The sequence below is a fragment of the Streptomyces sp. NPDC058086 genome, from assembly GCF_042885015.1.
Taxonomy (GTDB): domain Bacteria; phylum Actinomycetota; class Actinomycetes; order Streptomycetales; family Streptomycetaceae; genus Streptomyces.
Window position 1 is genome coordinate 166,038 of sequence record NZ_JBHVST010000008.1, and the last position, 23,601, is coordinate 189,638.

The 23,601-nt window shown below is 70.8% G+C and carries 25 protein-coding genes and 2 pseudogenes; 10 read left to right on the plus strand and 17 right to left on the minus strand.

Annotated elements, in window-relative coordinates:
- Positions 1-18: 18 nt before the first annotated feature.
- Entirely contained in the window at positions 19-1,626 is a 1,608-nt protein-coding gene (locus ACFVWD_RS09155; protein ID WP_389594658.1) for an AMP-binding protein, read from the minus strand.
- Positions 1,623-3,302: an AMP-binding protein gene (locus tag ACFVWD_RS09160; protein WP_389594659.1), complete on the minus strand. Its 1,680-nt coding sequence runs from the start codon at positions 3,300-3,302 to the stop codon at positions 1,623-1,625. The genes ACFVWD_RS09155 and ACFVWD_RS09160 overlap by 4 nt, the downstream gene beginning before the upstream one ends.
- A 101-nt stretch (positions 3,303-3,403) precedes the next feature.
- Between ACFVWD_RS09160 and ACFVWD_RS09165 the strand changes: the two genes are divergently transcribed.
- The 3 genes from ACFVWD_RS09165 to ACFVWD_RS09175 all read left to right on the plus strand — a co-directional run bounded on the left by ACFVWD_RS09165 (position 3,404) and on the right by ACFVWD_RS09175 (position 8,428).
- On the plus strand, positions 3,404-4,243 hold the full coding sequence (locus ACFVWD_RS09165) for a response regulator transcription factor (protein ID WP_168512550.1): 840 nt from the start codon (positions 3,404-3,406) through the stop codon (positions 4,241-4,243).
- Between the two features lie 265 nt (positions 4,244-4,508).
- Positions 4,509-7,331 (plus strand): AAA family ATPase, encoded by a 2,823-nt coding sequence (locus ACFVWD_RS09170; RefSeq protein WP_389594660.1) that lies wholly within the window; start codon positions 4,509-4,511, stop codon positions 7,329-7,331.
- Positions 7,332-7,636: 305 nt separating this feature from the next.
- Positions 7,637-8,428, plus strand: a complete 792-nt coding sequence (locus tag ACFVWD_RS09175; protein WP_389594661.1) for a S1 family peptidase — start codon at positions 7,637-7,639, stop codon at positions 8,426-8,428.
- A 173-nt stretch (positions 8,429-8,601) separates the two neighbouring features.
- Here ACFVWD_RS09175 and dmpI read toward each other — a convergent pair.
- Both dmpI and ACFVWD_RS09185 read right to left on the minus strand, forming a co-directional pair.
- A pseudogene (dmpI, locus tag ACFVWD_RS09180) lies at positions 8,602-8,787 on the minus strand (4-oxalocrotonate tautomerase DmpI); the annotation flags it as partial.
- Positions 8,788-8,888: 101 nt separating this feature from the next.
- Positions 8,889-9,755 carry a LysR substrate-binding domain-containing protein gene (locus tag ACFVWD_RS09185; RefSeq protein ID WP_389594662.1) on the minus strand — a complete coding sequence of 289 codons (867 nt, stop codon included), beginning with the start codon at positions 9,753-9,755 and terminating at the stop codon, positions 8,889-8,891.
- Positions 9,756-9,808: 53 nt separating this feature from the next.
- Here ACFVWD_RS09185 and ACFVWD_RS09190 point away from each other — a divergent pair, with 53 nt between their 5' ends.
- Complete coding sequence (locus ACFVWD_RS09190) at positions 9,809-10,456, plus strand: LysE family translocator (protein WP_389594663.1); 648 nt, start codon at positions 9,809-9,811, stop codon at positions 10,454-10,456.
- A gap of 9 nt (positions 10,457-10,465) precedes the next feature.
- On the opposite strand, the gene ACFVWD_RS09195 is transcribed toward ACFVWD_RS09190, so the two are convergent.
- Positions 10,466-11,683, minus strand: a complete 1,218-nt coding sequence (locus ACFVWD_RS09195; RefSeq protein WP_389594664.1) for a winged helix DNA-binding domain-containing protein — start codon at positions 11,681-11,683, stop codon at positions 10,466-10,468.
- Between the two features lie 166 nt (positions 11,684-11,849).
- Here ACFVWD_RS09195 and ACFVWD_RS09200 point away from each other — a divergent pair, with 166 nt between their 5' ends.
- A complete protein-coding gene (locus ACFVWD_RS09200) occupies positions 11,850-13,007 on the plus strand; it encodes a magnesium and cobalt transport protein CorA (protein ID WP_389594665.1) in 1,158 nt (385 codons plus the stop codon).
- A gap of 287 nt (positions 13,008-13,294) precedes the next feature.
- Here the strand turns inward: ACFVWD_RS09200 and ACFVWD_RS09205 are convergent, their stop codons facing one another.
- On the minus strand, positions 13,295-13,837 hold the full coding sequence (locus tag ACFVWD_RS09205; RefSeq protein WP_389594666.1) for a tyrosine-type recombinase/integrase: 543 nt from the start codon (positions 13,835-13,837) through the stop codon (positions 13,295-13,297).
- Positions 13,838-14,122: 285 nt separating this feature from the next.
- Here ACFVWD_RS09205 and ACFVWD_RS09210 point away from each other — a divergent pair, with 285 nt between their 5' ends.
- From ACFVWD_RS09210 to ACFVWD_RS09225, 4 genes are read left to right on the plus strand one after another with little or no spacing between them, the layout of a single operon-like run.
- Positions 14,123-14,473, plus strand: a complete 351-nt coding sequence (locus ACFVWD_RS09210) for a hypothetical protein (protein WP_389594667.1) — start codon at positions 14,123-14,125, stop codon at positions 14,471-14,473.
- A complete protein-coding gene (locus ACFVWD_RS09215) occupies positions 14,470-15,561 on the plus strand; it encodes an ATP-grasp domain-containing protein (RefSeq protein ID WP_389594668.1) in 1,092 nt (363 codons plus the stop codon). Before ACFVWD_RS09210 ends, ACFVWD_RS09215 begins: the two co-directional genes overlap by 4 nt.
- Before the next feature lie 37 nt (positions 15,562-15,598).
- The gene (locus ACFVWD_RS09220) at positions 15,599-16,120 is read left to right on the plus strand and encodes a C39 family peptidase (protein ID WP_389594669.1); all 522 of its coding nucleotides are present in this window, start codon (positions 15,599-15,601) and stop codon (positions 16,118-16,120) included.
- The gene (locus ACFVWD_RS09225; RefSeq protein WP_389594670.1) at positions 16,120-16,482 is read left to right on the plus strand and encodes a glutamate ligase domain-containing protein; all 363 of its coding nucleotides are present in this window, start codon (positions 16,120-16,122) and stop codon (positions 16,480-16,482) included. Before ACFVWD_RS09220 ends, ACFVWD_RS09225 begins: the two co-directional genes overlap by 1 nt.
- Positions 16,483-16,521: 39 nt before the next feature.
- Here the strand turns inward: ACFVWD_RS09225 and ACFVWD_RS09230 are convergent.
- The 5 genes and pseudogenes from ACFVWD_RS09230 to ACFVWD_RS09250 form a co-directional block, all read right to left on the minus strand.
- Positions 16,522-16,674: pseudogene (locus ACFVWD_RS09230) on the minus strand (transporter); the annotation flags it as partial.
- Between the two features lie 471 nt (positions 16,675-17,145).
- A complete protein-coding gene (locus tag ACFVWD_RS09235) occupies positions 17,146-17,601 on the minus strand; it encodes a hypothetical protein (protein ID WP_389594671.1) in 456 nt (151 codons plus the stop codon).
- A gap of 106 nt (positions 17,602-17,707) precedes the next feature.
- A complete protein-coding gene (locus ACFVWD_RS09240) occupies positions 17,708-17,926 on the minus strand; it encodes a hypothetical protein (RefSeq protein WP_389594672.1) in 219 nt (72 codons plus the stop codon).
- On the minus strand, positions 17,923-18,207 hold the full coding sequence (locus tag ACFVWD_RS09245; protein WP_389594673.1) for an SHOCT domain-containing protein: 285 nt from the start codon (positions 18,205-18,207) through the stop codon (positions 17,923-17,925). Before ACFVWD_RS09245 ends, ACFVWD_RS09240 begins: the two co-directional genes overlap by 4 nt.
- A gap of 247 nt (positions 18,208-18,454) precedes the next feature.
- Positions 18,455-18,610, minus strand: a complete 156-nt coding sequence (locus ACFVWD_RS09250; protein ID WP_389594674.1) for a hypothetical protein — start codon at positions 18,608-18,610, stop codon at positions 18,455-18,457.
- Positions 18,611-18,620: 10 nt separating this feature from the next.
- Here ACFVWD_RS09250 and ACFVWD_RS09255 point away from each other — a divergent pair, with 10 nt between their 5' ends.
- Positions 18,621-18,812, plus strand: coding sequence for a PmrA (locus tag ACFVWD_RS09255; RefSeq protein ID WP_389594675.1), 192 nt, complete (start codon positions 18,621-18,623; stop codon positions 18,810-18,812).
- A gap of 380 nt (positions 18,813-19,192) precedes the next feature.
- Here ACFVWD_RS09255 and ACFVWD_RS09260 read toward each other — a convergent pair whose 3' ends face one another.
- The 6 genes from ACFVWD_RS09260 to ACFVWD_RS09285 form a co-directional block, all read right to left on the minus strand.
- A complete protein-coding gene (locus ACFVWD_RS09260) occupies positions 19,193-19,885 on the minus strand; it encodes a DUF305 domain-containing protein (protein ID WP_389594676.1) in 693 nt (230 codons plus the stop codon).
- Positions 19,882-20,538, minus strand: a complete 657-nt coding sequence (locus tag ACFVWD_RS09265) for a DUF3105 domain-containing protein (protein ID WP_389594677.1) — start codon at positions 20,536-20,538, stop codon at positions 19,882-19,884. Before ACFVWD_RS09265 ends, ACFVWD_RS09260 begins: the two co-directional genes overlap by 4 nt.
- Positions 20,539-20,655: 117 nt before the next feature.
- A complete protein-coding gene (locus tag ACFVWD_RS09270) occupies positions 20,656-21,099 on the minus strand; it encodes a hypothetical protein (RefSeq protein WP_389594678.1) in 444 nt (147 codons plus the stop codon).
- Positions 21,100-21,153: 54 nt separating this feature from the next.
- On the minus strand, positions 21,154-22,137 hold the full coding sequence (locus ACFVWD_RS09275; protein WP_389594679.1) for a cytochrome c biogenesis CcdA family protein: 984 nt from the start codon (positions 22,135-22,137) through the stop codon (positions 21,154-21,156).
- Between the two features lie 89 nt (positions 22,138-22,226).
- Entirely contained in the window at positions 22,227-23,204 is a 978-nt protein-coding gene (locus ACFVWD_RS09280) for a M56 family metallopeptidase (RefSeq protein WP_389594680.1), read from the minus strand.
- Entirely contained in the window at positions 23,201-23,581 is a 381-nt protein-coding gene (locus tag ACFVWD_RS09285) for a BlaI/MecI/CopY family transcriptional regulator (RefSeq protein WP_389594681.1), read from the minus strand. The genes ACFVWD_RS09280 and ACFVWD_RS09285 overlap by 4 nt, the downstream gene beginning before the upstream one ends.
- Positions 23,582-23,601 lie beyond the last annotated feature (20 nt).

The window sequence follows — 23,601 nt, forward strand, 5'->3', positions numbered from 1 at the left end:
CCGGCAGGGGAACGCGCCCTAGTCGGCGTACGTCTGCCGCAGTTCGATCTTGCGGACCTTCCCCGACACCGTCATCGGGAAGGACTCCAGGACCTCCAGGCGGCTGGGGATCTTGTAGTGGGCCAACCGGTCCTCACAGAAGGCGCGCAGTTCCTCCAGCGTCAACGGGTCGGCCGAGTCCAGCGGGATGACGCAGGCGAGCACCTCCTCGCCGTAGCGCTCGTGGGGCACCCCGACCACCTGGACATCGGCGATCTTCGGATGGGCGTAGAGGAACTCCTCGATCTCGCGCGGGTAGATGTTCTCGCCACCGCGGATGATCATGTCCTTGATGCGGCCGACGATCTCGACGTACCCGTCCTCACGCATCACCGCGAGGTCGCCCGTGTGCATCCAGCGGCCCGCGTCGACGGCTTCGGCGGTCTTCTCGGGCTCGTTCCAGTAGCCGAGCATCACGCTGTAGCCGCGGGTGCACAGCTCTCCTGCGGTGCCGCGCGGCTGCGTCACCCCCTCCGCCGGGTCGACGACCTTCACCTCCAGATGCGGGAGCACCCGGCCGACGGTGCCGGTGCGGTGCTCCAGGTCGTCGTCCCTACGGGTCTGCAGGGACACGGGCGAGGTCTCGGTCATGCCGTAGCAGATGGAGACCTCCGCCATGTGCATCTCGGCGACCACCCGCTTCATCACCTCGACCGGGCACGGCGAGCCCGCCATGATGCCGGTGCGCAGCGAGGACCGGTCGTACGTCGCGAAGCCGGGGAGGTTCAACTCCGCGATGAACATGGTCGGTACGCCGTACAGCGAGGTGCAGCGCTCGTCCTGGACCGTGCGGAGGGTCGCCGCCGGGTCGAAGGAGGGCGCGGGGATCACCATGCAGGCGCCGTGCGAGGTCGCTGCGAGGTTGCCCATCACCATGCCGAAGCAGTGGTAGAAGGGCACGGGGATGCAGATCCGGTCCTGCTCGCTGTAGGCGATCGACTCGCCCACGAAATAGCCGTTGTTGAGGATGTTGTGGTGGGAGAGGGTCGCCCCCTTGGGGAAGCCCGTCGTGCCCGAGGTGTACTGGATGTTGATGGGGTCGTCACAGGACAACTCCCCCGTACGCGAACGGAGTTCCTCGGACCGACCGGGGGTCCCGCGCCCGATCAGGGCGTCCCAGCTCGGGTCGCCGATGTAGACGGCCTCCCTCAACTGCGGGCATCTGTCGCGCACTTGCCCGACCATCGCCCGGTAGTCGCTGGTCTTGTGGCTGAGGGAGGCGAAGAGCAGCGAGATGCCGGCCTGCTGGAGGACGTACTCGACCTCGTGGGTGCGGTAGGCCGGGTTGATGTTCACCATGACCGCGCCGATGCGGGCGGTGGCGTACTGGACGAGCACCCACTCCGGGCAGTTGACCGCCCAGATGCCCACCCGGTCGCCCCGGGCGATGCCGGTGGCCAGCAGCGCGTACGCCAACTCGTCGACGTCCACGGAGAACTGGGCGTACGTCCAGCGCCGCCCGGACGGCACGTCGACGAGCGCCTCCCGGTCCGGCCAGGCCGTGACCGCCCGGTCCAGGTTGGCCCCGATGGTGTCGCCGAGCAGGGGCGTCGCACTGGTCCCGTGCGCGTAGGAGAGTGTGCTCACCGGAAGTCCTCCTCGCGGTACTCGGCGTCCGAGCCCGCTGCCGTGGCCTCGCGCAGCTCGATCCGGCGGATCTTGCCGGAGATGGTCTTGGGGAGTGCGCCGAACTCCAGGCGGCGGATGCGCTTGTACGGCGCCAGCACCGTCCGCGAGTGTTCGAAGAGCACCTTCGCCAGGTCGGGGCCGGGTTCATGGCCCGCGGCGAGGACGATGTACGCCTTCGGGACGGCGAGCCGCAGCTCGTCGGGGGCCGGGACGACGGCCGCCTCCGCCACCGCCTCATGCTCCAGCAGGGCGCTCTCCAGCTCGAAGGGCGAGATCTTGTAGTCGGAGGCCTTGAACACGTCGTCGGCACGGCCGACGTAGGTGATGTATCCGTCCGCGTCCCGGGCGCCGATGTCACCGGTGCGGTAGTAGCCGCCCGCCATCGCCTCCGCCGTACGGTCGGCGGCGCCGTGGTAGCCGGTCATCACGCCCACCGGCCGCGCCGACAGATCGAGCGCGATCTCCCCCTCCTCGGCCCCGGGCGCACCCGAGACCGGGTCGAGGAGTTCGACGCGGAAGCCGGGACTCGGCCGTCCCATGGAGCCCGTCTTGAGCTGCTGCCCGGGGCTGTTGGAGACCTGGACGGCCGTCTCGGTCTGCCCGAAGCCATCCCGGATGGTGACGCCCCAGGCGCGCCGTACCTGCTCGATAACCTCCGGGTTCAGCGGCTCACCGGCGGCGACGGCCTCACGCGGCGGGGTGCGCAGTTGCGTCAGGTCGGCCTGGATGAGCATCCGCCACACCGTGGGCGGGGCGCAGAAGGTGGTGACGCCCGCCCGGTCCATCTCCGCCATCAGCCGGCCCGCGTCGAAGCGCGTGTAGTTGTGGATGAAGACGGTCGCCTCCGCGTTCCAGGGCGCGAAGAGGTTGGACCAGGCGTGCTTGGCCCAGCCGGGCGAGGAGATGTTCAGATGCACGTCGCCGGGCTTGAGCCCGATCCAGTACATCGTCGACAGATGACCGATCGGGTAGGAGGCGTGGGTGTGCTCGACGAGCTTGGGGCGGGCGGTGGTGCCGGAAGTGAAGTAGAGCATCAGCGGATCGTCCGAGTGGGTGACCCCCTCGGACTCGAAGCCCGGGTCGGCGGCGTACGCCTCCTCGTAGGACTGCCAGCCGGGCCGCGCTCCACCCACCGTGATCCGGGTCTGGCGGCCGGGCACTTCGTCGAACTTCTCCGCTTCTTCGGCGCGCGCGATCACGTGCCGGACGTGGCCGCGCTCGACCCGGTCGCGCAGGTCGGCGGGGCCCAGCAGGGTGGTCGCGGGGATGACGACGGCGCGCAGCTTCATCGCGGCGAGGGCCGTCTCCCACAGCTCCACCTGGTTGCCGAGCATGACCAGGACGCGGTCCTCGGCGCGTACACCCCGCGCGCGCAGCCAGTTGGCCACCCGGTTCGAACGCTCGGAGAGGGCGGCGAAGGAGAACTGGGCGCGCTCGCCGTCCTCCTCGACGATGTGCAGGGCGGTGCGGTCGTTGCCCCGTGCGATGACGTCGAACCAGTCGAGCGCCCAGTTGAAGGACTCCGGGCGGGGCCAGTCGAAGCCCTCGTACGCCGTGGCGTAGTCCGCGCGGTGCGCCAGCAGGAAGTCCCGCGCGGCGCGGAACTCGTCCGTCGCACCGTTCGTCACCGTCATGTGTCCTCCTCGTTGCCGCACAGCCGCTTACCATCGTGTATTCCGTGATGGAGGTCTCACCACCCCCGAACGGGGGTACGCCGCGAAGAAGGGGCGAACACGTGGCAGCAGACACGGCCGAGGCGGTGGAGATGCGTGGCGCGCTGGTACGACTGCGGCGCGCCACGGGACTGCCGGTCGCCTTCGGCGGCCTCGTCGAACCCGGTCGCGCCCAGGTACGTATCAGCGAACTCAGCGGTACGGCGACGCCCGCGCTCAGCGCCCTCGCCGTGTCCTCGGGCAACGGCCTGGGCGGCAAGGCGGTCGCGCTGGCCCGGCCCTGCGCGGTGACGGACTACTCCGCCTCCCGGCAGATCAGCCACGAGTACGACGTGGCGGTCGCCACGGAGGGCCTGTGTTCCGTGATCGCCGTACCCGTCGTCGTACGCCGCCGGGTGCGCGGGGTGCTGTACGGCGCCCTGCGCACGGCTCAGCCCCTGGGTGACCGCACGCTCGGCGCGGCGGTGGCGGCGGCCCGGGACGTGGAGCAGGCGCTGGTCGTACGGGACGAGGCGCAGGGACTGCTGACCGTCGCCCGGGAGCCCGAACCGGCGGCCGGGAGCCCCGCGTGGGAGGAGGTCCGCGAGGCGCACGGGGCGCTGCGCGCACTGGCGCCGCGCATCGTCGACCCGGCGCTGCGGGCCGAACTGCTCGACGTGTGCGGGCGGCTGGCCGGTGCGGCGGCGTCCGACGCCCGGACGCCTCGCGTCGACCTCGCTCCGCGCGAGGTGGACGTCCTCGCCTGCGTCGCGGCGGGAGCCACCAACGGGGGTGCCGCCGAGCGGTTGGGGGTGCGGCCGGAGACGGTCAAGGGGTATCTGCGCTCGGCCATGCGGAAGCTCGGTGCGCGCACCCGGCTGGAGGCGGTGGTCGCCGCGCGGCGAGCCGGATTGCTGCCGTAGCTCTCCGACTGCCTCGGCCTTGGCCGCTCCGCGGCCTCTTCTCCGCCGCTCCGCGACGGTTTCCCACCCATCCGCCCCTTATAACCGCTTCGGACCCCCCACCACCGGCCGCTCCGCGGCCCCCGACTGGCGCTTTTCATTCAGACGGCGACGCCCTGAAATACGTTATGCCAACACTCTTGTTATTTCCCTCACCACCCCGAGACTCCGAAATTCAAACAGTCGTTGCCTAATATTGGCTCGGACACGACATGCGAGGGGAGCGGTGACCGTGCGAGGGGACTTCAAGGAGCCTGCGAGACCCCGCCCCGACCTGGTCATCGGCCGGGAGGAGCTCTTCGCGGGGGCGCGCCAGCAGCTCTCCGACGGAGGCAGCGTGCTGGTGCACGGCCCCGCGGGAATAGGAAAGTCCACCGTCCTGCGTGCGCTGGCCGCGGAATGCGCCGAATCGGCACACACCGTGTTGCGCTGCTCGGCGACCGAGTCCGAATCCCATCTGCCCTTCCTCGCCCTGGCCGACCTCCTCGGTCTGGTGGTGGACGAGGTCTCCGACCGGCTGCCCGCCCCGCAGCGCACCGCCCTCGAATCGGCCCTCACCGGCCGCGGAGAATCGACCCTGCAACGGGACGGCCTCGCCCTGCGCCTCGCGGTCCTCTCCGTGTTCCGCGCGCTGGCCGCCCAGGGTCCGGTCCTGATCGTCGCCGACGACCTCCAGTGGCTGGATCCGGCCAGCGCCGAACTGCTCGGCTTCGCCGCCCGCAGGCTCGGCGAGATGCCCGTACGGATGCTGTCCGCGGTGCGCACCGACACCGAGCCACGGGACCAAGAGCACGACCGCCATCTACGCGCGTCCCCGCCGGACACCCTCGCCGTGCGGCTCAACCCGCTCTCCCGGGCACAGGTCACCGAACTCCTCGGCCACCGCGGCTACACCGGGCTGCCCCGCACGACCGTCCGCGACATCCACCGCACCAGCGGCGGCAACCCGCTCTTCGCGCTGGAACTCGGCCGCGCGCTCGCCGAGAATCCCGCCCGGCCGAGCCCCGGCGAACCGCTTCCCGTGCCGACCTCGTTGCGCGCGCTCGTCCTCAGCCGTCTGGAGATGCTCTCCGCCGAGGCCCGCCACACCCTGCTCGTCGCGAGCGCGGGCGCCCGCCCCACGCTGGCGCTGCTGCACGCCGCCGGGCGCGAGAACGCCGAGGCCGAGACCGCGCACGCCGCCTCGCTCGGGCTGTTGGCTACCGAGCGCGAGACACCGGGCATCCGGTTCGCGCATCCGATGATCTCGGCCGCCCTGTACGCGGAGGCGAGCGCCCAGGAACGCCGCGCCGCCCATGCCGCGCTCTCCACGGCCGCCTCCGACCCCATCGAACGGGCCCGGCACCTCGCCCTGGCCACCACCGGTACCGATCCGCAGGTCGCCGCCCGACTCGGGGAGGCGGCGGCCGTGGCCAGGGACCGGGGCGCGCCCTCGGTCGCGGCCGGGCTGGGGCTGCTCGCGGCCCGGCACACTCCCCCGGAGACCGTTCCCGGCCCGGACGAGCGGCGGTTGCAGGCCGCCGAGGACGCGCTGACCGCCGGGGAGTCGGACCTCGCGCGGGACATCGCCCGCGACGCGCTCCGCCGGGTCACCGCGCCGGCGGAGCGCGTCCGCGCCTGGATGGTCGTCATCGACGCGGCGGGGCAGGCCATGGCCGAGGTCGACGCGGTCTTCCCGCAGGCCCTCGCCGACGCGGGCGAGGACCCCCGGCTGCTCGCGCTCGTGCGCTATCAACTCGCCTGGCGGGCCCTGCTGGTGGAGGGTGAGATGGCCAAGGGCCGCGAGGAGGCCGCGATCGCCGCCCAGCTCGCCGCCCGCGCCGGGGACCGGCCCACCGAACTCCTCGCGCTCGGCTTCCAGGCCCAGATGGAGACCCTGATGGGCCACCCGGGCGCACCCGCCACCATCCAGCGGGCGATGCGCGAACCGCAGGACCCCCGGGTGGCGTGCGACCACAACGGCGCCGGCGCCGCCCGCTTCCGCTGGCTGATCATGGGCGACCAGCTCGCCGAGGCCCGCACCACGATCACCGCTCTGCTGCGCGAGGTGCGGCGGCGCGGGATGGTCGAGAGCGAGGTGCACTTCCTGCGCGGGCTCGCCGAGACCGAGCTGCGCTCCGGGCACTGCGGGCGGGCGCTCGACCTGGCCCGGGAGAGCCTGCGGCTGGCCCGCGACACGGGGATCGGCGAGGCGGCCACCGCCATGTTCACCTCGCTCGCCGAGGCCGCGGGCGGCGACGTCGACCGGGCGCTGGCGCTGGCCCGGGAGGCCGTGGACCGCGCCGAGGAGGACGGCGACCTGGTGTACCTCTCGCGCGCCCTGGGCGCCCTCGGGCACGCCCAGCTGGTGGCCGGGGACTCGCTCGCGGTGGTGCAGTCCCTGCGGCGGGTACGGGAGCTGGAGGAGCGGCTCGGGGTCACGGACCCGGCCCGGGGGCGCTGGCACGGCGACCTCGCCGAGGCGCTGGTGCGGATCGGTGAGCCGGTCGAGGCGCAGGACGTCATCGACGCCACGCGGGCGCGGGCGCTGCGGCTCGGGCGGGAGAGCGTGCTCGCCGTGCTCGACCGGGCGGAGGCGTTGGTGCGGGCCTCACGCGGTGAACAGGGGCCCGCGGTACGTCAGCTGACGGCCGCTCAGGATCGGCTGGGCAAGCTGGGCTACGGCCTGGAGGAGGCCCGGGCGGCGTACGCCCTCGCCGGGCTGCGCACCCACCGGCCGGGGCCGACCTCGTACGACGAGGCGACGCGGCTGTTCCGTCGCTGCCGGGCGCTGCCGTGGCTGCGGCAGGTGGAGTCCGCGAGTGCGGCCGGGCCGGCGGTGGTCTCGGCCACGACGCCGCTCGCTCCCGCCGCGCTCGACAGCCTCGCCGCGACGGAGCGTCAGGTCGCGGCGCTGGTCATGGAGGGCGCCACCAATCGGGAGATAGCCGCGCGGCTGTTCATCAGCGTGAAGACCGTCGAGGCGACACTGACGCGGGTGTACCGGAAGCTGGGGATCCGATCGCGGGTGGACATCGTTCGGCTGGCTGCGGGGCGCCGGAGCGGGTGAAGTTTGCTCGCCCCCGCCGCCCCTACCCGTCCTTGGGGGCTACGCGCCTGAAGGGGCGCGGGGAACTGCGCGAGCAACCCCCACCCACCCGCAGTCGACAGAACGGTGGCTAAACCCCGTGTCTCTCAAGCAAGGGTTTTCCCTCCCGCAACTCGCCTAGGGGCTTCCCCTCTTGGATGCGGAACGTTCCGCCTTCTAGCGTGAGCGTCGTGCCGCTCGCTCGGGCACACGGCGTCAGCCCACAGGCGCCGTGCCTCACCCCCCACACCCGCGCGTCCCCCCACCGGCAACTTCTGAGGAGATCCATGTTCGGGCTCAACCGCGCCAAGAAGACCGCCGCTCTCTGTACGGCGACGGCTGCCGCCGCCGCGACCGCTCTCCTTTGCGCACCCGGCGCCGTCGCCGCCCCCCAGCCGATCGTCGGCGGCACGACGACGACCACCACCGCGTACCCGTTCATGATGCAGATCACGGACGCCTCGCAGAACCAGTTCTGCGGTGGCACCCTGGTCGCCGCCAACAAGGTCGTCACCGCCGCTCACTGCATGGTCGGCGAGACCACGAGCAGCGTCCGCGTCGTCGGCGGCAGAACGTACCTCAACGGCACGAACGGCACGGTCAGCAAGGTCAGCAAGATCTGGATCAACCCCGACTACACCGACGCCACCAACGGCGACGACGTGGCCGTACTGACCCTGTCGACGTCGATGTCGTACACCCCGGCGTCGTACGTCGCCTCCACGGACACCGGCGTGTACGCCACCGGCGCCACCGCCCGCATCATCGGCTGGGGCACCACCTCGGAGACCGGCAGCTCCGCCAACCAGCTGCGCACCGCGACCGTCCCGATCGTGTCCAACTCCAGCTGCTCCGGCTCCTACGGCTCCGACTTCGTGGCCAGCGACATGGTCTGCGCCGGTTACACCAGCGGCGGTACCGACACCTGCCAGGGAGACAGCGGCGGCCCGCTGCTCATCGGCGGCGTCCTCGCGGGCATCACCTCCTGGGGCAACGGCTGCGCCGAGGCCGGCTACCCGGGCGTCTACACCCGCCTGACGACCTTCTCGAACCTGGTGAAGACGCAGATCAACTCGTAGCCATCAGTCGCCGGTGACAGTTCGTCAGTCACAGACGGCCGACCAGCTCCCCAGACTCCTGAGCACCCCTCAGGTGAAGCCAGGGGGCGTTGCGAGCCTCCACGAGCGGCCCGCAACGCCCCCTATCCATTCCTCCCCCGCATTCTCCCCCCACTCTCCCCCGCTCTCCCCCTCTACTTGTCGGCGGTCAGCTTCCCCGCGCTGCCCCAACTGTCCGCCGGCACCTCGTGGATCCAGACGTGCACGCTCTCGGCGGGGATCTTGTACGCGTCGACGAAGGCGTCGGTGACGCGCTTGACGAGGTCCCGCTTGAGCTCGACCTCGCGCGGACCCTGCTGAATGGTGACGATGGGCATGGCTGAACTCCTTCTCCTGGGGCGGCTCCGGCCGCCTTCCGGCTACGGGTTCAGTTCATCGCGCGGGCGCTCGTCGACCAAGAAGCGGACCGCGACCGCAGCGATCAGTTCTCGTGATCGCCGCAGGCCGCGAGCAGGGCGTCCAGGTGAGGCGTCGGCGTCGTGCCGTGCACGGCGAGTCCCGTGGTGAGCGCTAGCCCCGGCGCCCGGAAGGGCACGAAGGCGACCCGTGGGCTGTGCAGGACGCGGGCGTGCGAGGCGTAGACGACCGTCCACAGCGGCCGGCTACCGATGCTGGCGAGGGTGTCCTGCAGGGAGCCGCTCACCGGTCCTGGCAGTGGTTCGAAGCCGGCGTCGTGACAGGCCCCGACGACCAGGTCGACCAGGGTGGGGTTGGTCCGGCGCGCGGTGATGCTCAGCGGAAGTGCGGCCAGTTCGGCGAGGTCGATCCCGTCGCGGGCGGCCAAGGGGTGCCCGGCGGGCAGCGCGGCCACCAGCGGATCAGGCCACAGCGGCAGCACGCGTACGCCCGGCAGGGGCTCCGCGCCTCGTACGAACGCGGCGTCGAGGCGACCGTCCAGGACCCGCGCGAGCCGCTCCTGCGCGGGCAGCGAGACCAGCTCGACCTGGACCGCGGGCTTCCGCTCGGCGAAGCCCGCGAGCACCCGGTCCAGGTGAGCGCCGAGTCCGGTACTGGTGCCCAGGCGCAGTACCTCGGCCGCGGCGACCGCAGCGCGGGCCCGGTCCACGGCGGCGAGCACCGCCCGCGCCTCGGGCAGCAGCCGCTCCCCCGCCCCCGTCAGCCGTACGTGCCGCGGTGAACGGTCGAACAGCTCGGCGCCCAGCTCCCGCTCCAGCCGCCGTATCTGCTGGCTGACGGCCGACTGCACGATGTGCAGGTGCTCCGCCGCCCGCCCGAAGTGCAGTTCCTCGGCGACCGTGACGAAGTAGACGAGTTGCCGCAGTTCCATGTCCGGGACTGTAGGGCCCCTGTTTGAATGGCGGCCGTTGGGGGGTGATGGGCATGGTGTCCACGGACCGGTTCCTGGCCTTCGCGGCGATGTCGCTGCTGGTGATCGTGATTCCCGGGCCGAGTGTGCTGTTCGTGATCGGACGGGCGCTCGCGCACGGCCGGCGCACGGCGGTGATGACGGCGCTGGGCAATGTCGTCGGCTCGTATCTGCTGGTGGTCGCGGTCGCCTTCGGGATCGGCTCACTGGTCGAGCGCTCGCTGACCGTCTTCCTGGTGGTGAAGCTGGCGGGCGCCGCGTATCTGGTCCTGCTGGGGGTGCGGGCGTTCCGGCACCGCAAGGAGATGAAGGCCTCGGCGTTGCGTCAGGAGCCCGTGGCCGCGGCGCGCGGCGATCTGCGGACCGTCCTGGACGGCGCCCTCGTCGGCCTCACCAACCCCAAGGGTCTGGTCTTCTTCGCGGCCGTGCTGCCGCAGTTCGTGGACCACTCGGCGGGGCGGGTGCCCGTACAGATGCTGGTGCTCGGTCTGATCCCGATCTCCATCGGGCTGGTCACCGACACCCTGTGGGGACTGACGGCGTCCGCGGCCCGCTCCTGGTTCGCCGGCTCGGACCGTCGGCTGTCGCTGATCGGGGGCGCGGGCGGCTGCACTCTGATCGGGCTCGGGGTGACGGTGGCGGTGACGGGTCGCGCGGACTGAGTCCTCCGGTTACGTGTCGTACACGGCCACGGTCCCGAAGCGGATGTCGTACGACGCCGACGCGCCGGACAGCGTCCGGAGCAACCCCTCGGCCTCCGCCACCACCTCCTCCCGCTGGACCTTCGTGAGCCGGCCGAAGGGTTCGATGGTGAGCACGTCCCCCTCCTGTCGCCACAGGCCCCCCAGGAATCCGTCGACGAGCAGCGTGCAGTACGCCTGGTTGCCCGCCCAGGTACGCCCTTTGAGACCGGCGGGCACCACCCGGGAGCGGTCGGCGTGCGAGAGGAGCAGGTTGTCGAACTCGGGCAGGAAACGGGGCGGGGCCGGGGTGTCGGAGGCGGGGCGGGGCGCGTCGGGGAGGTCGAAGAGTTCGACGCCGTTCTCGTCACGGAAGGTGAACAGTCCCGGGCGGAGCCGTTCGAAGGCCTCGCGCAGCCTGGTCAGCCCCGCCCAGGTCTGCATGTCCCTGACGGAGGCGGGCCCGAACGCGGCGAGGTAGCGCAGGACGGCCGCGTCGGGGCCCGGGGACGGCTCGGTGGGACGGCCCAGCCAGTGTTCGGCGGTGGTCAGCGCGACCTGGCCGCTGCGGCCCCACAGTCCGCGTGGGGTGACCTGGACGAGCGGCAGCCGGCAGCGGGCGGCGACCGAGAGCGCGAACGGGTCGGCGTCCGGCCAGTGGACGAGCAGTTCCTCACGCAGCTGTTTCATCGTGCGCGGCTCGGCCTCCACCAGCTCCCGGGCGATCACGGCGAGCCGGTCCAGGTCGACACCGGCGAGCCCCTTGCGGAAGTTGTTCAGCTCCCGGTCGCGGGCCCCCTGCACGAGCGGTCGCAGGGTGAGGGCGTCGTCGGCGGTGTGGGTGTGGATGGTGGAGCGCAGGGTCACGATGCGGACGACGGCACGGTCCTCCATGGCCGTCGACAGCTCCTCGGGCCGGAACCCTTCCAGCCGGGCGGCGAGGGCGTAGTACGGCGGTTTCACGTTCTGCGCCTGAAGACCCACGAGGTGCCGGACGGCGTCCGCGGCGCTACGGCCGGCCGGCCGGCGCAGGAGGAGCTGGCGGGCGAGGGTCGCGCGGTTGAGGGCGCGGGGGTCGAGCACGGGTGCGGGGTGGCCGCCGACGGCGCGCGCCCTGTTCCCGCCACCGACCGACTTCCCGCCACCGTTCCCGTTCACGTTCTGGTTCCCGTTCTGGTTCCCGTCCACGCCGCTCGTCTTCGTCGTCATGCCGTGCACGTTAACGGGGCTTGCGGACACCTTCTGTCCGCAATCAGTGGGGCCCTCCACCGGAGCGCCCGCCCGGGCAGTACGCCCACCACCGCCCGCGACATTTGACCCGTATATCCTTCTCCGTGATCACAGCGACGTACCTGCGACATGGGAGGCAGCCGCAATGTCCGAGCGACGCCCCCGTCCGGCCGCCAAGAACGGCAGAAAGCCCGTCTGGCGACGCGCCCTGAACCCACCGGCCGCGACCGGCGCGACACCCCCGGCGCCGCGCGCCGACCCGCCGGAGCCGGAACCCGCCACCGACAGCGTCGTACAGGCGGCCCTGTACCGCGACGGCGTACGGGTCTCGACCCCCGCCTCCCTCGCCGACACCTTCCGAGAGCTGCGCGAACAGCCGTCCGGCATGGCATGGATCGGCCTGGCCCGCCCCACGGAGGCCGAACTCCTGTCCCTGGCGGCCGAGTTCGACCTGCATCCGCTCGCCGTCGAGGACGCGATGGAGGCACACCAGCGTCCGAAGCTGGAGCGCTACGGCGAGACGCTCTTCGTCGTCCTGAGCGCGGCCCGCTATCTGGACGCGGCCGAGGAGGTCTACTTCGGCGAGCTGCACGTCTTCGTGGGCCCCGACTTCGTGATCACCGTCCGGCACGGGGCGGCGCCGGACCTGTCGGCGGTGCGCCGCCGCATGGAGGACTCCCCGGAGCTGCTGAAACTCGGCCCCGAGGCCGTCCTCTACGCGATCCTCGACTCCGTGGTCGACGGCTACGTCCCCGTCGTCTCCGGCGTCCAGAACGACATCGACGAGATCGAGACCGAGGTCTTCCGCGGCGACCCCGAGGTGTCCCGCCGCATCTACGAACTCTCCCGCGAAATGGTCGAGTTCCAGCGCGCCACCCGCCCCCTGGTCGGCATGCTGCACGGCCTGATGGCGGGTTTCGCCAAGTACGGCACCGAAGAGGAACTCCAGCGCTACCTCCGCGACGTCGCCGACCACGTCACCCACACCAGCGAACGCGTCGACGGCTTCCGCCAGGCCCTCACCGACATCCTCACCGTCAACGCCACCCTCGTCACCCAGCAGCAGAACGCCGAGATGCGCGCACTGGCGGAGGCGGGCTTCGAACAGAACGAGGAGATCAAGAAGATCTCGTCATGGGCGGCGATCCTGTTCGCTCCGACGCTCGTCGGGACGATCTACGGCATGAACTTCGACCGCATGCCGGAGTTGCACTGGGTGCTCGGGTACCCCTTCGCGATCATCCTGATGGCGGTTGTCTGCACCAGTTTGTACGTCATCTTCAAACGGAAAGACTGGCTCTGAGTAACCGTCCCGGGAGGCACTCCCGTGAGTGGGCGCGGACCGGATCACAGGCTCCGACGACGCTCCCGAGGCCGCTGGGGAGAATCTGGGGAGAATGAGCCGCGCTCCAATGCGGGCGGTCTCCTGCGATCGAGTGGGTTGACCTGTGGGAGCCCCCGCTCCTCAGGCACCTCCTGGAAGCACTGATCAGCACGGAGAGTAGCGAACTTCCCTTGTAGAACGCCGAAACGGATGGGCACAGCAGATCGCTGTGCCCATCCGTTTCGTGAATCATGTGGAGCGGACGCCTACGCGGCCAGTGCAGGCTGGCCGAGCAGAGCGTCAATGGCCCCACGCCCCTTGCCGCCGGCCTCCGGCATGAAGTGGGCGTAGTAGTCCAGGGTGACGGTCGGGCTCGAATGGCCGAGCCAGCGGGCCAGGGTGACGACGGACTCGCCCGCTTCGAGGATGACCGAGGCGTACGTGTGCCGGAGCACATGGAAGCCATCCTTGCGCGACGCCATCCACCGCTCGCCCTTCTCCCGCAGGGGGACGACGCCAGCGGCGGCCAGGGCAGGCTTCCACACCTCGACGTTGAAGATGTTCGCGCGAAGGGCGTTGCCGTACGTCGTGGTGATGACGAGCGGGACCTTCCTCGTCTCCCGTTCGGGCTCCGGGCCGCCCCACGGCAGCTCGACCTCGACCGCGGGGTACTCCATGAAGTACTGCGCCAAGGCTGCCGCGACGGACGGCGGCATGTCGACGAGGCGGGTCTTGCCGCCCTTCGGCAGGGTGAAGTACAGGGCGCCCGCCAAGGAGTTGAACCTGCCGACGGATGCGCAGCACTCCACGAGCGAAGTCGACGTCCTCCGGCGACAGCCCGAAGACCTCACCCTGCCGTAGCCCACAGCCCAGCGCGAGCACGACGGCGATGCGGTAGCGCACGTTGATCGCGTTCCGTACGCGCTGCGCGGTCTCCAGGGGCCAGGCTTCCCTCTGGTCCTCCGGCGCCTTGGGCCACCGCACGGACTTGGCCCGCATCGGATTGCGTGCCAAGCGCTTGTCGTCGATGGCGGTCTCGAAGATGTTCGAGAGCGAGCCGAGGCCACACCGGCACCGAACACGTCGTCGCCATCGTGGACGACGTAGACGCCATCGACGCGGTACTCGTCGGACGCCTCATCCGCCGCCACTCGGACCTTGCCCCGCTCGGGACGAACGTCAACTTCGTACAAGCCGCCGGCAGCCAGGCGCTGAAGATCCGCACCTACGAGCGCGGCGTCGAGGCAGAAACCCTGTCGTGCGGGAGCGGAGCCGTCGCGGCCGTCGTCATCGCCACCCTGCGCGGCCTCGTGACGCCGCGTGCCGTCACCGTCCACAACCGCGCCGGGGAGCCGCTCACGGTTCGGCCACATCCCGACCGACCGAAGCGCATTCACTGGGTCGGCAGGCCGGTCACCAACACCTTCGAAGGGGTGCTCACATGACTCAGTTCCTCAGTTCCAGCTCTGACCTCGCGGTGCCGGAGGCCGTCCAAGCACTTCGCGACTGGCAGCGTGACCGCGAGGGGCTCGGTGTCGCTCTCGTCTACGGGCCGGTGTCAGCAGAGGACCGGCTTTACCACTCCAAGTGCCCCGTGAACCAGCGTTCCGTGACGGCCCTATCCGAGGCCCTCGACGACATCGGGGCCCATTGGAAAGTGCTGAACCCATACGAACCGGACTTCATCACGGAGTTGGCCGGGTACGACGTGGCTCTCTCGAACCTTCACGGTCCGTACGGGGGGGACGGGAGGTTGCAGGGTCTGCTCGACTATCTGCGCGTGCCGTACTGCGGCAGCGGAGTCGCAGCGTCCGCGGTGGCCGCCGACAAGATCCTGTGCAAGCGGGTGATGCTGAGTCTCGGCGTCCCCACGCCCGGATGGTGGGTGTGGTCCGGGGGCCCGATGCACTGGAACGGTCGGGCCGCGATGGTCAAGCCGCCCTTCGGCGGCTCCAGCGTAGGCATGAGCCTGGTCCGCGAAAGGGCCGATCTTCCCAGGGCACTGGCGGACGCTGCCGGCGAAGTGGGCGCGGACGTGTTGATCGAGGACTACCTGACTGGCGTGCCGCTGACCGTCGGGTTGCTGGAGCTGCCCGGAGGAGCCGTCGTCGTGCTCCCCCCGCTGGTCACCGAGGCCACCGAGGCGGAGTTCTACAACGCCGACACGAAGCTCGACGTGGATTCCAGGGGCGCCGTAGCAGTACGGGCCGCCGAGCTGTCGCCCGAGGTGCCGGCCAGGGTCACCGAGTGCGCCACGACGTTGTGGGACGGGCTCGGGCTGCGTGGTTCGGCGCGCGTCGACTTCATCCTCTCCGAGGACGACGAGCCGTACGTGCTGGAGGTCAACAGCACGCCGGGCATGTCCCGTGACAGCAACTTCGTGGTGGGCGCCGCGATGGTCGGACTCACGCGCACGGATGTCGTAGTGGCGATGGTGCACGAGGCGTTGGCCCGCCCGCCATACGATGTTCCCCTGACCACTCCCGCGTTCTCCAGCACCACACTGCCTCGGGAGGCTGCCGTCTCACCGTAGGAGCCCGCCTGCTGTGTCGCGCGTCCACGATGTCCCCATGTTCCGACAGCTCATCGCCCCCGCCGAGTGGGATCTGCACGGAGGCTGGGCACTCGGGGACAGGGTGGAATGGTCCAACCGGGCGTGCGGCCTGGCGTCGCTGAGAATGATCCTGCTCGCCTACGGGCACGAGGCACCCACGGTCACGGAACTGCTGAAACTCGCGGTCAAGCACGAGGTTCTGACCCCGCGTGGGGCGCTCCACGCGGGGATCGCGAGCCTGGCTACCGACTTCGGCGTCCCTGCGACCGCGGAGCCCGTGCGGGTGGAAGACCTGCTCGCCCGCCTCGATGACGCATCGGTCATCGCGTCCGTCACCGAGCGGTTTCCCGACGACGGCCGTTCCGGGGGCCACCTCGTCATCCTTCACGGTTTCGAGGACGGTCCCGACCCGACAATCTTCATCCGGGACCCATCGGCCTGGGGCCAAACGCACGATCAAGTCCCTTTGAGTCGCCTGTCCCCTTCCTACGCCGGCCGCGCGGTCACCTTCGCGCCCCTGAACAACGGAGAGTCTTGATGCCCGAGGCAGACGGCGACACGACCGAGGCCACAAGCAGCCGAAGGATCGCCGTACTCGGAGAGATGCTGGAGCTGGGCCACGAAGCCGTGGAAGCTCACCGCGAGGTCGGCCGCATGGCAGCCGAGAACGGCGTCGATCTCATCGTGGCGGTCGGCGACACACTCGCCAAGCAACTCGCCCTCGCGGCGGGCGCGGCAGGCGTACCGGACATCGCGATGGTAGGCGACAACGACACCGCCGCCGCCTACCTGGCCTCCATCCTCCGCCCCGGCGACGTCGTCCTCATGAAGGCGTCCCGCGGCGGCCAGCTCTGGCAGATCGCCCAAGCACTCACCGGGCAGCCCGTCACCGGGCTGTGAGCCGCCGCCGACCCGGAGAAGCGGCCGCCGCGCTCACCTCTACGCGGCGGCGTAGCTGAGCCGGAACAGGTCATGGACACGCTCCAAGTCCTGCTCCACGCGGAGCTGTACCTCCAGGTCCCCCGTGCCGTGGTGGCCGGGTCCCGTCACTTTCCGAGTGAAGCCGGGCACAAGGTCGACGTCCTTCGGATCGGCAGTCACTCAGCTTGCCGCACCGCTGCTCTACGAGGGCGCCACCGCATGCCTCGATCACCTTGCGGGCAGGAAAGTTGTCGCGGCCGCAGGTGACCAGAGCGAACACCGGCGAATGGCCGTCAGCGCTTCCGGCGTCGTGCCGCGGCGACGGCTGCGGCGCTTCGGCGGAAGGCGGATGCCACGCCGTAGAGCACGCGGACCGGTCGCCAGCGACGCGTCGGCCGGCCTGCTACGGGGGTCGGTTCAATCACGCTTGGGGTGTCGTCGCCGGCCGGAGAGACCGGCTGGACCGGGGACGTCGGGGGGACTGGCCGCCGGCTGGCTTCGGCGCGAACCAAGGCGGCGATGGCGGCATGGATGTCGAAGGGCATGGCGAGTCTCCTGCGGTGTGGGCCGGTTGCTGAAAGCACGGTCGCGTCGCTGCGCCGCGCCCGAGCCGGGCACGGCGCAGCGACGCGGCTGGGCCGGTCAGCAGCGCAGGATGACGTTCTGCGGAAGTTGGAATCCGGACGCGTCTCGAGCGGAGGCGGGCGCTCGTCCTTGGGCACCAAGGGAGGTGATCGAGACGAGGGCGTCGCCCACGATCTGGTGCGAGCCGACTACCGCCAGGCGGGACCGGTGGTGGCAGGCCGAGACGATGCCCGCCCGGTGGCCTCCGCCGTGATGAGGTGCGTCGCGGCGCACACCGAGGTCGTCACGCGGCACCGCGAATGCCTGCAGGGTCTCGCAGACGTCGTCATCGTCGTCGGTCGGCGGCGACGCATGCGAAACGTGTACAACCACGCAGTCGACGGCAGCGGATGGCGGCGCATTGACGAAGCTGGGGGTGAATGCCGTGATCAAGAATGCCAGTAAGGCCATCAGAAGCGCAGCGCGCACGCCACTGCGGGCCGCGTGGCGGCCGGCGTTGACGGCGCTGCACATGCGAGACCTCCCCAAGGCGTTCACCCGGACAGATCTCCTGGATGGCCAACGACACACCCAATTTCACCTTAAACAGGATATATTCGCCCCCGAGGGGCAGGGAGAATCAAACCTCTATGCGCATACCGATGATTCGGGCGACCTGCGCGCAGGTGACGCAAGCTGCTCCAGGGCGGGCGTCGCCCGACGTCGTCCAGCCCGCTGGTGCGGTGTGGTGGAAGGCGCCTGTGGCGGCGAGCGTTGCCGTCGTCACGTTGCCCAGGACCAGGGCTGCCAGCGCCCCGGCGTTGGTCTGCCACACCCTGCGGCGGCGCTTGGCGGTCACCGGTGCTCCCGCAGCAGCGCGAGGCGGCGTTTGTACTCGTCCTCGTCGATCTCCCCGCGGGCGAACCGCTCGGCGAGCAATTCCTCCGCTCGCCTGCTTCCCCAGCCGGGCTCCCCGGAGGAGGAGGGCGGGCCGGCCTGGTGGCCGTGACGGCTGCCCGTGAGGTAGCGGACGAGCGCGACGATACCGGCGATCACCAGTGCCCAGAACAGCACCATGAAGATAGCCATGAAGAACCAGCCGCCCCAGCCCCAGCCCCAGCCACCGTCGTACCACATCATGCCGATCGCCTTCTTCGACTGGTGGGCAAAGCCTCACCTCCAGAATGCTTCACCGGAGGCCGCCGCGCCTTGCCTGCTCACCACCCTCCCGCAGGGCAGAGGGCCGGAGAAGGGGCCGTTCGGGCCGCCCCCGCCGACGACCGGCCCACAATCTTTGACCGCGGTCGGGATACAGGTCAGCCCCGGCCGCCGTTGTCGAGCAGGCCGGGGCCTTGGGCGCGGGAGTGACCGGCCTGCCTGGGCACCGTCAGCAGCCGCATTCCTCGCCGCGCCGGGACTCGCCGCCCTCGCGTACCGCGGGGCCGGCGACGAACAGGCCCACGACCGGGTCGAGCAACCACAGGCCGAGCAGCGCGTTGGCGAGCAGACCGGCCAAGACGGCGGTGGCCAGGTAGGCGCACAACAGGTTCTGGGTGCCCTCCCTTCACCGGCTCCGGCACAGTGCGCTGACACACGACACGGAGGACGCCACGTCCACGCCGATGCTGCTGGCCCGCTCCCGCCACGCGTCGGTACGGTCCCTGGAACGCTACGCACGGCCCGGTGTCGACGCAGTCGCCCAGCATGTCGCCGAGCGCGACCCGGCCGCCCGCCGCCGTCGGTGAACCCCGGAACCTACCGACGGATCGCTTACTCCCTGGTGTCCGAGCTAGGAGCACACGCACAACGAGAAGTGCTCATACTTCGGGCGGCGCCGACGAGGAATCGGAGTCCATGGGGCATGACATGGGCCGCATGTCCCCGCCGGCATGTTCGTCGCTCACCTGCTGGCCGCAGTGCTGCCGGCCTGTGGCTTGCGTACGGCGAATGCGCCACGCCCCGTGTCGCCTGATGGCTCGCCGCACCGCTGCGCCTGCTATTCCGCCTCCCCGTGCCGGCTTCTCCTCGTCCTCGCGTCTGCGCCGGTGGCTGCTGCGGCGTGGCCGGGTGTATGGGATGAGCCCGGATCACCAAGCGATCCGGGCCCTCCGTGGCGGCGTACACGTCAGCGCGGTGCAGATCCGCGTTCCCGCAGCAGGTCGGCCATGACCTTCATCTCCGACTGCTGGGCGTCGACCATGCCCTGGGCGAGTTTCTTCTCCTGGGGAACCGTGCACTGCCGGGCGCAGGCGCGGGCCATGTCGATGCCGCCCATGTGGTGGTCGTACATGAGCTGAAGGTAGAGGATCTCCGCCTGTTTGCCGTTGAGCTTGCCGAGTTGGTTCAACTCGGTGTTGGTGGCCATGCCCGGCATGAGGGAGCCGTCCTTCATCTGGTGGCCCATGGGGCCCATGGGCATCCAGGTCATATAGCCCTCGGGGGATGTCACTGGCAGGTTCCACAGGGAGAGCCAGCCGAGCAGTATGCCCCGCTGGTTGGCCTGGGTCTGCGCGATGTCGTACGCGAGGCGGCGGACGTCCTCGTTGGTGGTGCGGTCGCGGACGATATAGGCCATCTCGACGGCTTGCTGGTGGTGGACGGCCATGTCGCGGGCGAAGCCGGCGTCGGCGGAGTCGGTCGTGGGGACGGCGGCTGACTTGTTGTTGCCGTTGTCGGTGAGGGCGAGCAACGAGAGGGCCAGGACGACGGCGACCAGCGCCGCCGCGCCGATGATCAGCCAGCAAGTGAGAGCGGGCTTGCGGTCGGGTACGTCGCCCAGGTCGGTCTCGTCCGGTGCGGTGGCGGTCAGGTCCGTCATGAGGCGGTCAGTCCATTCGTGCAGGCGGCACCCGGTTCGGGGGTCTGCGCGCCCTGGACGTACTTGGTGAGGAACTGCTCGACTCGCGGATCGGAGGCCGTGTTCACGCTGAGCTGGTGGCCCCAGGCCGACAGCATGATCGTCCCGGACTCGGTCTTGTCCGGGCTCATCAGCGTGTACGGGGTCTTGGTGACCTTGCCGGCGAGGGTCTTGATGTCGGCCGCGCTGGCCTTGTCGTTGTACGTGACCCAGACCGCGCCGTGTTCGAGGGAATGGACGGCGTTCTCGTTGGCGACGGCCTTGGTGTAGACGTTGCCGTTGCAGGTCATCCACACCGGGGCGTGGTTGCCGCCGACGGGTGGGTTCATCGGGTAGTTGACCTTGGTCTGGACGTGGTTGCGGGTGAGCTTCTTCGCATCCCAAGTCTTCTCGCCGCTTATCGGCTTCGCTGCGGCGGCGGCCTTCTGGTCGTTCTTCTCGTTGGCGTTGTTGATGGCGTACGCGCCCCAGCCGATGAGTCCGGCGACGATGACCGTACTGAGCGTGATGGTGATGATGCGGTTGCGGCGCTCGCGGGCCTTTTCGGCGCGGCGCATCGCCTCTATGCGGGCCTTGCGGTCGGCGGCGGCCTGCTTCTTGCTCGTGTTGGGCATGCCTGGGTGTCCTTGTCCCCGCCGCGGTGTCGTCGTCCGCGACGGTGGGTGCAGGGGGTGGACGGATGTCGTTCGGCGCATGGGCACGCGTGAGCGCCACTGCGCCATGCCATCCGTCTAGGTCCGCTGCACCTGGAGGACGTGGAGATCGGGAGCACTGAAAGCCGGCGGAGGCTTGGCGAGAAGCGTGGGATCGGCCTGCCGCCTGGGGAGGCTCGGCATGCGGGGCAGGAGCACCGGCAGGGGGTGCACGGGTGCGGCGAGCACCGCTGCCGCACCGTGGACGGCGGGTGAGCAGCACACGTCTCCGGAGGGGCAGCCACCCGGGTGCGCGGCCGGCATTGTGTGGTGCTCGGCCGGGCCGCCTGTCTGCATCTGCGCGTGTGAAACACCGGTCATGGCAGCGGTCGTGGAAGTGGCGTGGTCGCCGCTGTCGGCATGTGCCGCGACTCCCAGGCATATCACCAGAGCCGCGAGCAGTACGGCCAGGGCAGGACAGAGCGCCGCGGTACGCGTGGTCCGCCACGCGCCGCGGGCCGTGTGCTGCGTCCGGCTGCTCATCACGCTGAATGTTAAGCGGTACTTGTGAACGCGCTTTCGATCGGGCCCGGGTGCTCAGTGCTCATGGCCCTCCTCCCCCGTCTCCGGGTGGACGAAGGTGCGGGTGACCAGGTGGTTGGGGGCGGTCAGGGTCTCGTGGAAGATGCGGCCGGTCTCGTCGAGGGTGAGGTCGAGTTGGGTGTGCTCGGCCGGGTAGGCGAGGGCGAGACGGCGGTGGCCGATGTCGTCCGGCAGCCGGGTGATCACGGGTGCGGTGCCGCTGCCGTACGGCTCGGCGGCCAGGAACTCCTTCCCCGTGATGGGGAGTTGCTTGAGGTCGCCGAGGCCGAGCGTGGTGTTGCTGGTGACCAGTTCGTGCAGGGTGAGGCGGGGGGCCCTCTTCATCGCGGCGACCGTCTCGCGGAGCAGGGCGGCGTCGGGGCGGGCGGGCCAGGTGATGGCCAGGCCCGCACGGCCGCCCGCCCATTCCTCGCCCGCCGAGGCGGTCAGGGTGAGGTGGCTGGTGCCCTTGCGCCAGGTGAGCGGGGTGTAGAAGCAGCCGGTGCCGCAGCCACGGAGCTTCAGGGCTCGGCGGGTGCCGCGCGGGTCGGCGAGGGTGGCGGACAGGCCGTACGACTGGTCGTCGAGCACCGGTGCGCAACAGGAGCTGGCCGCTCCGGAGAACACACCGAGCCCGTACACGGAGCCGAAGCCGTGCCCGGTCGGCGCCCGGCCCGCGATCATCGGCAGCTGCGGCTTCCACCCGGCCAGCAGTGCCAGCCCGCCGAGCGCCATCGCCGCGCCGCCGATCGAGAACACCAGTAGGTGGTGGCCGGAGATCAGCGCGACCAGCACGGTGGCGCCGAGACCGATCGACACGATCACAGTGGCCACCCCGGCGGCGAAGATCAGCGTCGCGGCCAGGATCCCGGTGCGGCGCCGGAAGCCGGTGGCCAGGTACGCGGGCAGCATCACGGACACACAGCAGGGCGCGAGCAGTGCCACCACGCCGCCGAGGAACGATGCCAGCAGCGTCGTACCGAACAGCAGGTCTCCCATGTGGACGACGCCTCCTCAACCAGAAACCTGAACTCCTTAGGAGATTAGGTGATTGGTTGTGGGGTGTCCAGCCGGGGGCACAGTGATGGTCAGCGCATGGAGGTGACCTGGGCGGCCGGGGTGCCGTTCGGGCAGTAGTTGAGCTGCGTGGCGGCCGCCGCCGGGCCGCCGACGATCAGCAGCGGCACGGCAAGCGCCACTGCCGCGGTCAGCGAACCCGCCGCGATACGGAGGCGGCTCAGTGGGGGGTGCGCTTCGATGAGGCGGCGCACCCGGCGCGCCGCGGTGGAACCGCCGGCAGCGAGCGCCACGGCCGGAGTGGGGCCGCCCGCGACCGCGAGCAGTGCCGCAGCGGTGGTCAGCCGTCCGGAGCGGGCGGCGGCCACGTCGTCGGCGCGCATCTCCACCAGCCGTGCGATCTCCGCCTCGGCGGTACGGAACAGCGGAACCCGGGGAAAGGCGCGGGCCAGGGCCTGCGTCCAGGCCAGCACGGCGTCGTGGCGCTCGGCCTGGTGGGCGCCTTCGTGGGCCAGGACGGCGGTGAGCTGTTCATCGTCCAGGGTGTGCAGAGCGCTGGTGGTGATCACGGTCCGGCGATGGCGGCCGGGCAGGCAGTAGGCGGCGGGTTCGTCATGGTCGAGGACGACGACCCCGCGTACGGGATCGGCGCGACCGACCATGTCGAGGACCTCGCGGTGCTCCCGACGCTCCCGGCCGATGCGCACGAGAGCCGTGCCCGCACACCAGGTCACCCGCCCCAGCACCGCGAGTGCGAGCACGGCCCCCGCGGCCCCGGCGGCGGCGCCGCCCGGCGAGGCGTACTGCGCGGTCAGCGCCATCACGCACGCCTGGAGTAGCTCCGCGAGGTCGGCGCTGACCCTGACGGTCGGCACGGTCAGCGCGAGCCCGGCCAGGACGGCGGACGTGAGCGCCGAGGCGCCCAGCACCTGCCAGACCACGATGCCCAGTCGGGGCGCCCGCTCGGCCCAGCCGGCCCCGCGCAGCAGCCGGGGTGCCAGGGTGCACAGCAGCACGGCGTACACGAAGAGGACGGCGGCGACGATCACGAGGACGTCTCCCCCGCTTCCCGTGCCACGGCCTGCCCGAGCAGCCGGTGCAGTTCCTCAGCCTCGCCGGGCTGCATCTGCTGCACGAAACGGGCCAGCGTCGCGGTGCGGTCGTCGGCCACGGACAGCGCCTCTCCCATCAGCCCGGCGACGTACTCCTCGCGACTCTGGGTGGCTCCGTACCGGTAGGCCCGGCCGTCCTTCTCCTTCGCCAGCCAGCCCTTGCGGTAGAGGATCTCGGTGACCGTGTGGACGGTGTTGTACGCGGGCTCCGGGTCCCGGTCCAGGCGCTCGAGGACCTCGCGGACGCGCAACGGTCTGCCCGCGGCCCACACCGCGTCCATGATCGCGGCTTCCAGCTCGCCGAACTGCGTCACGGGCCCTCCTCCCCGATCGG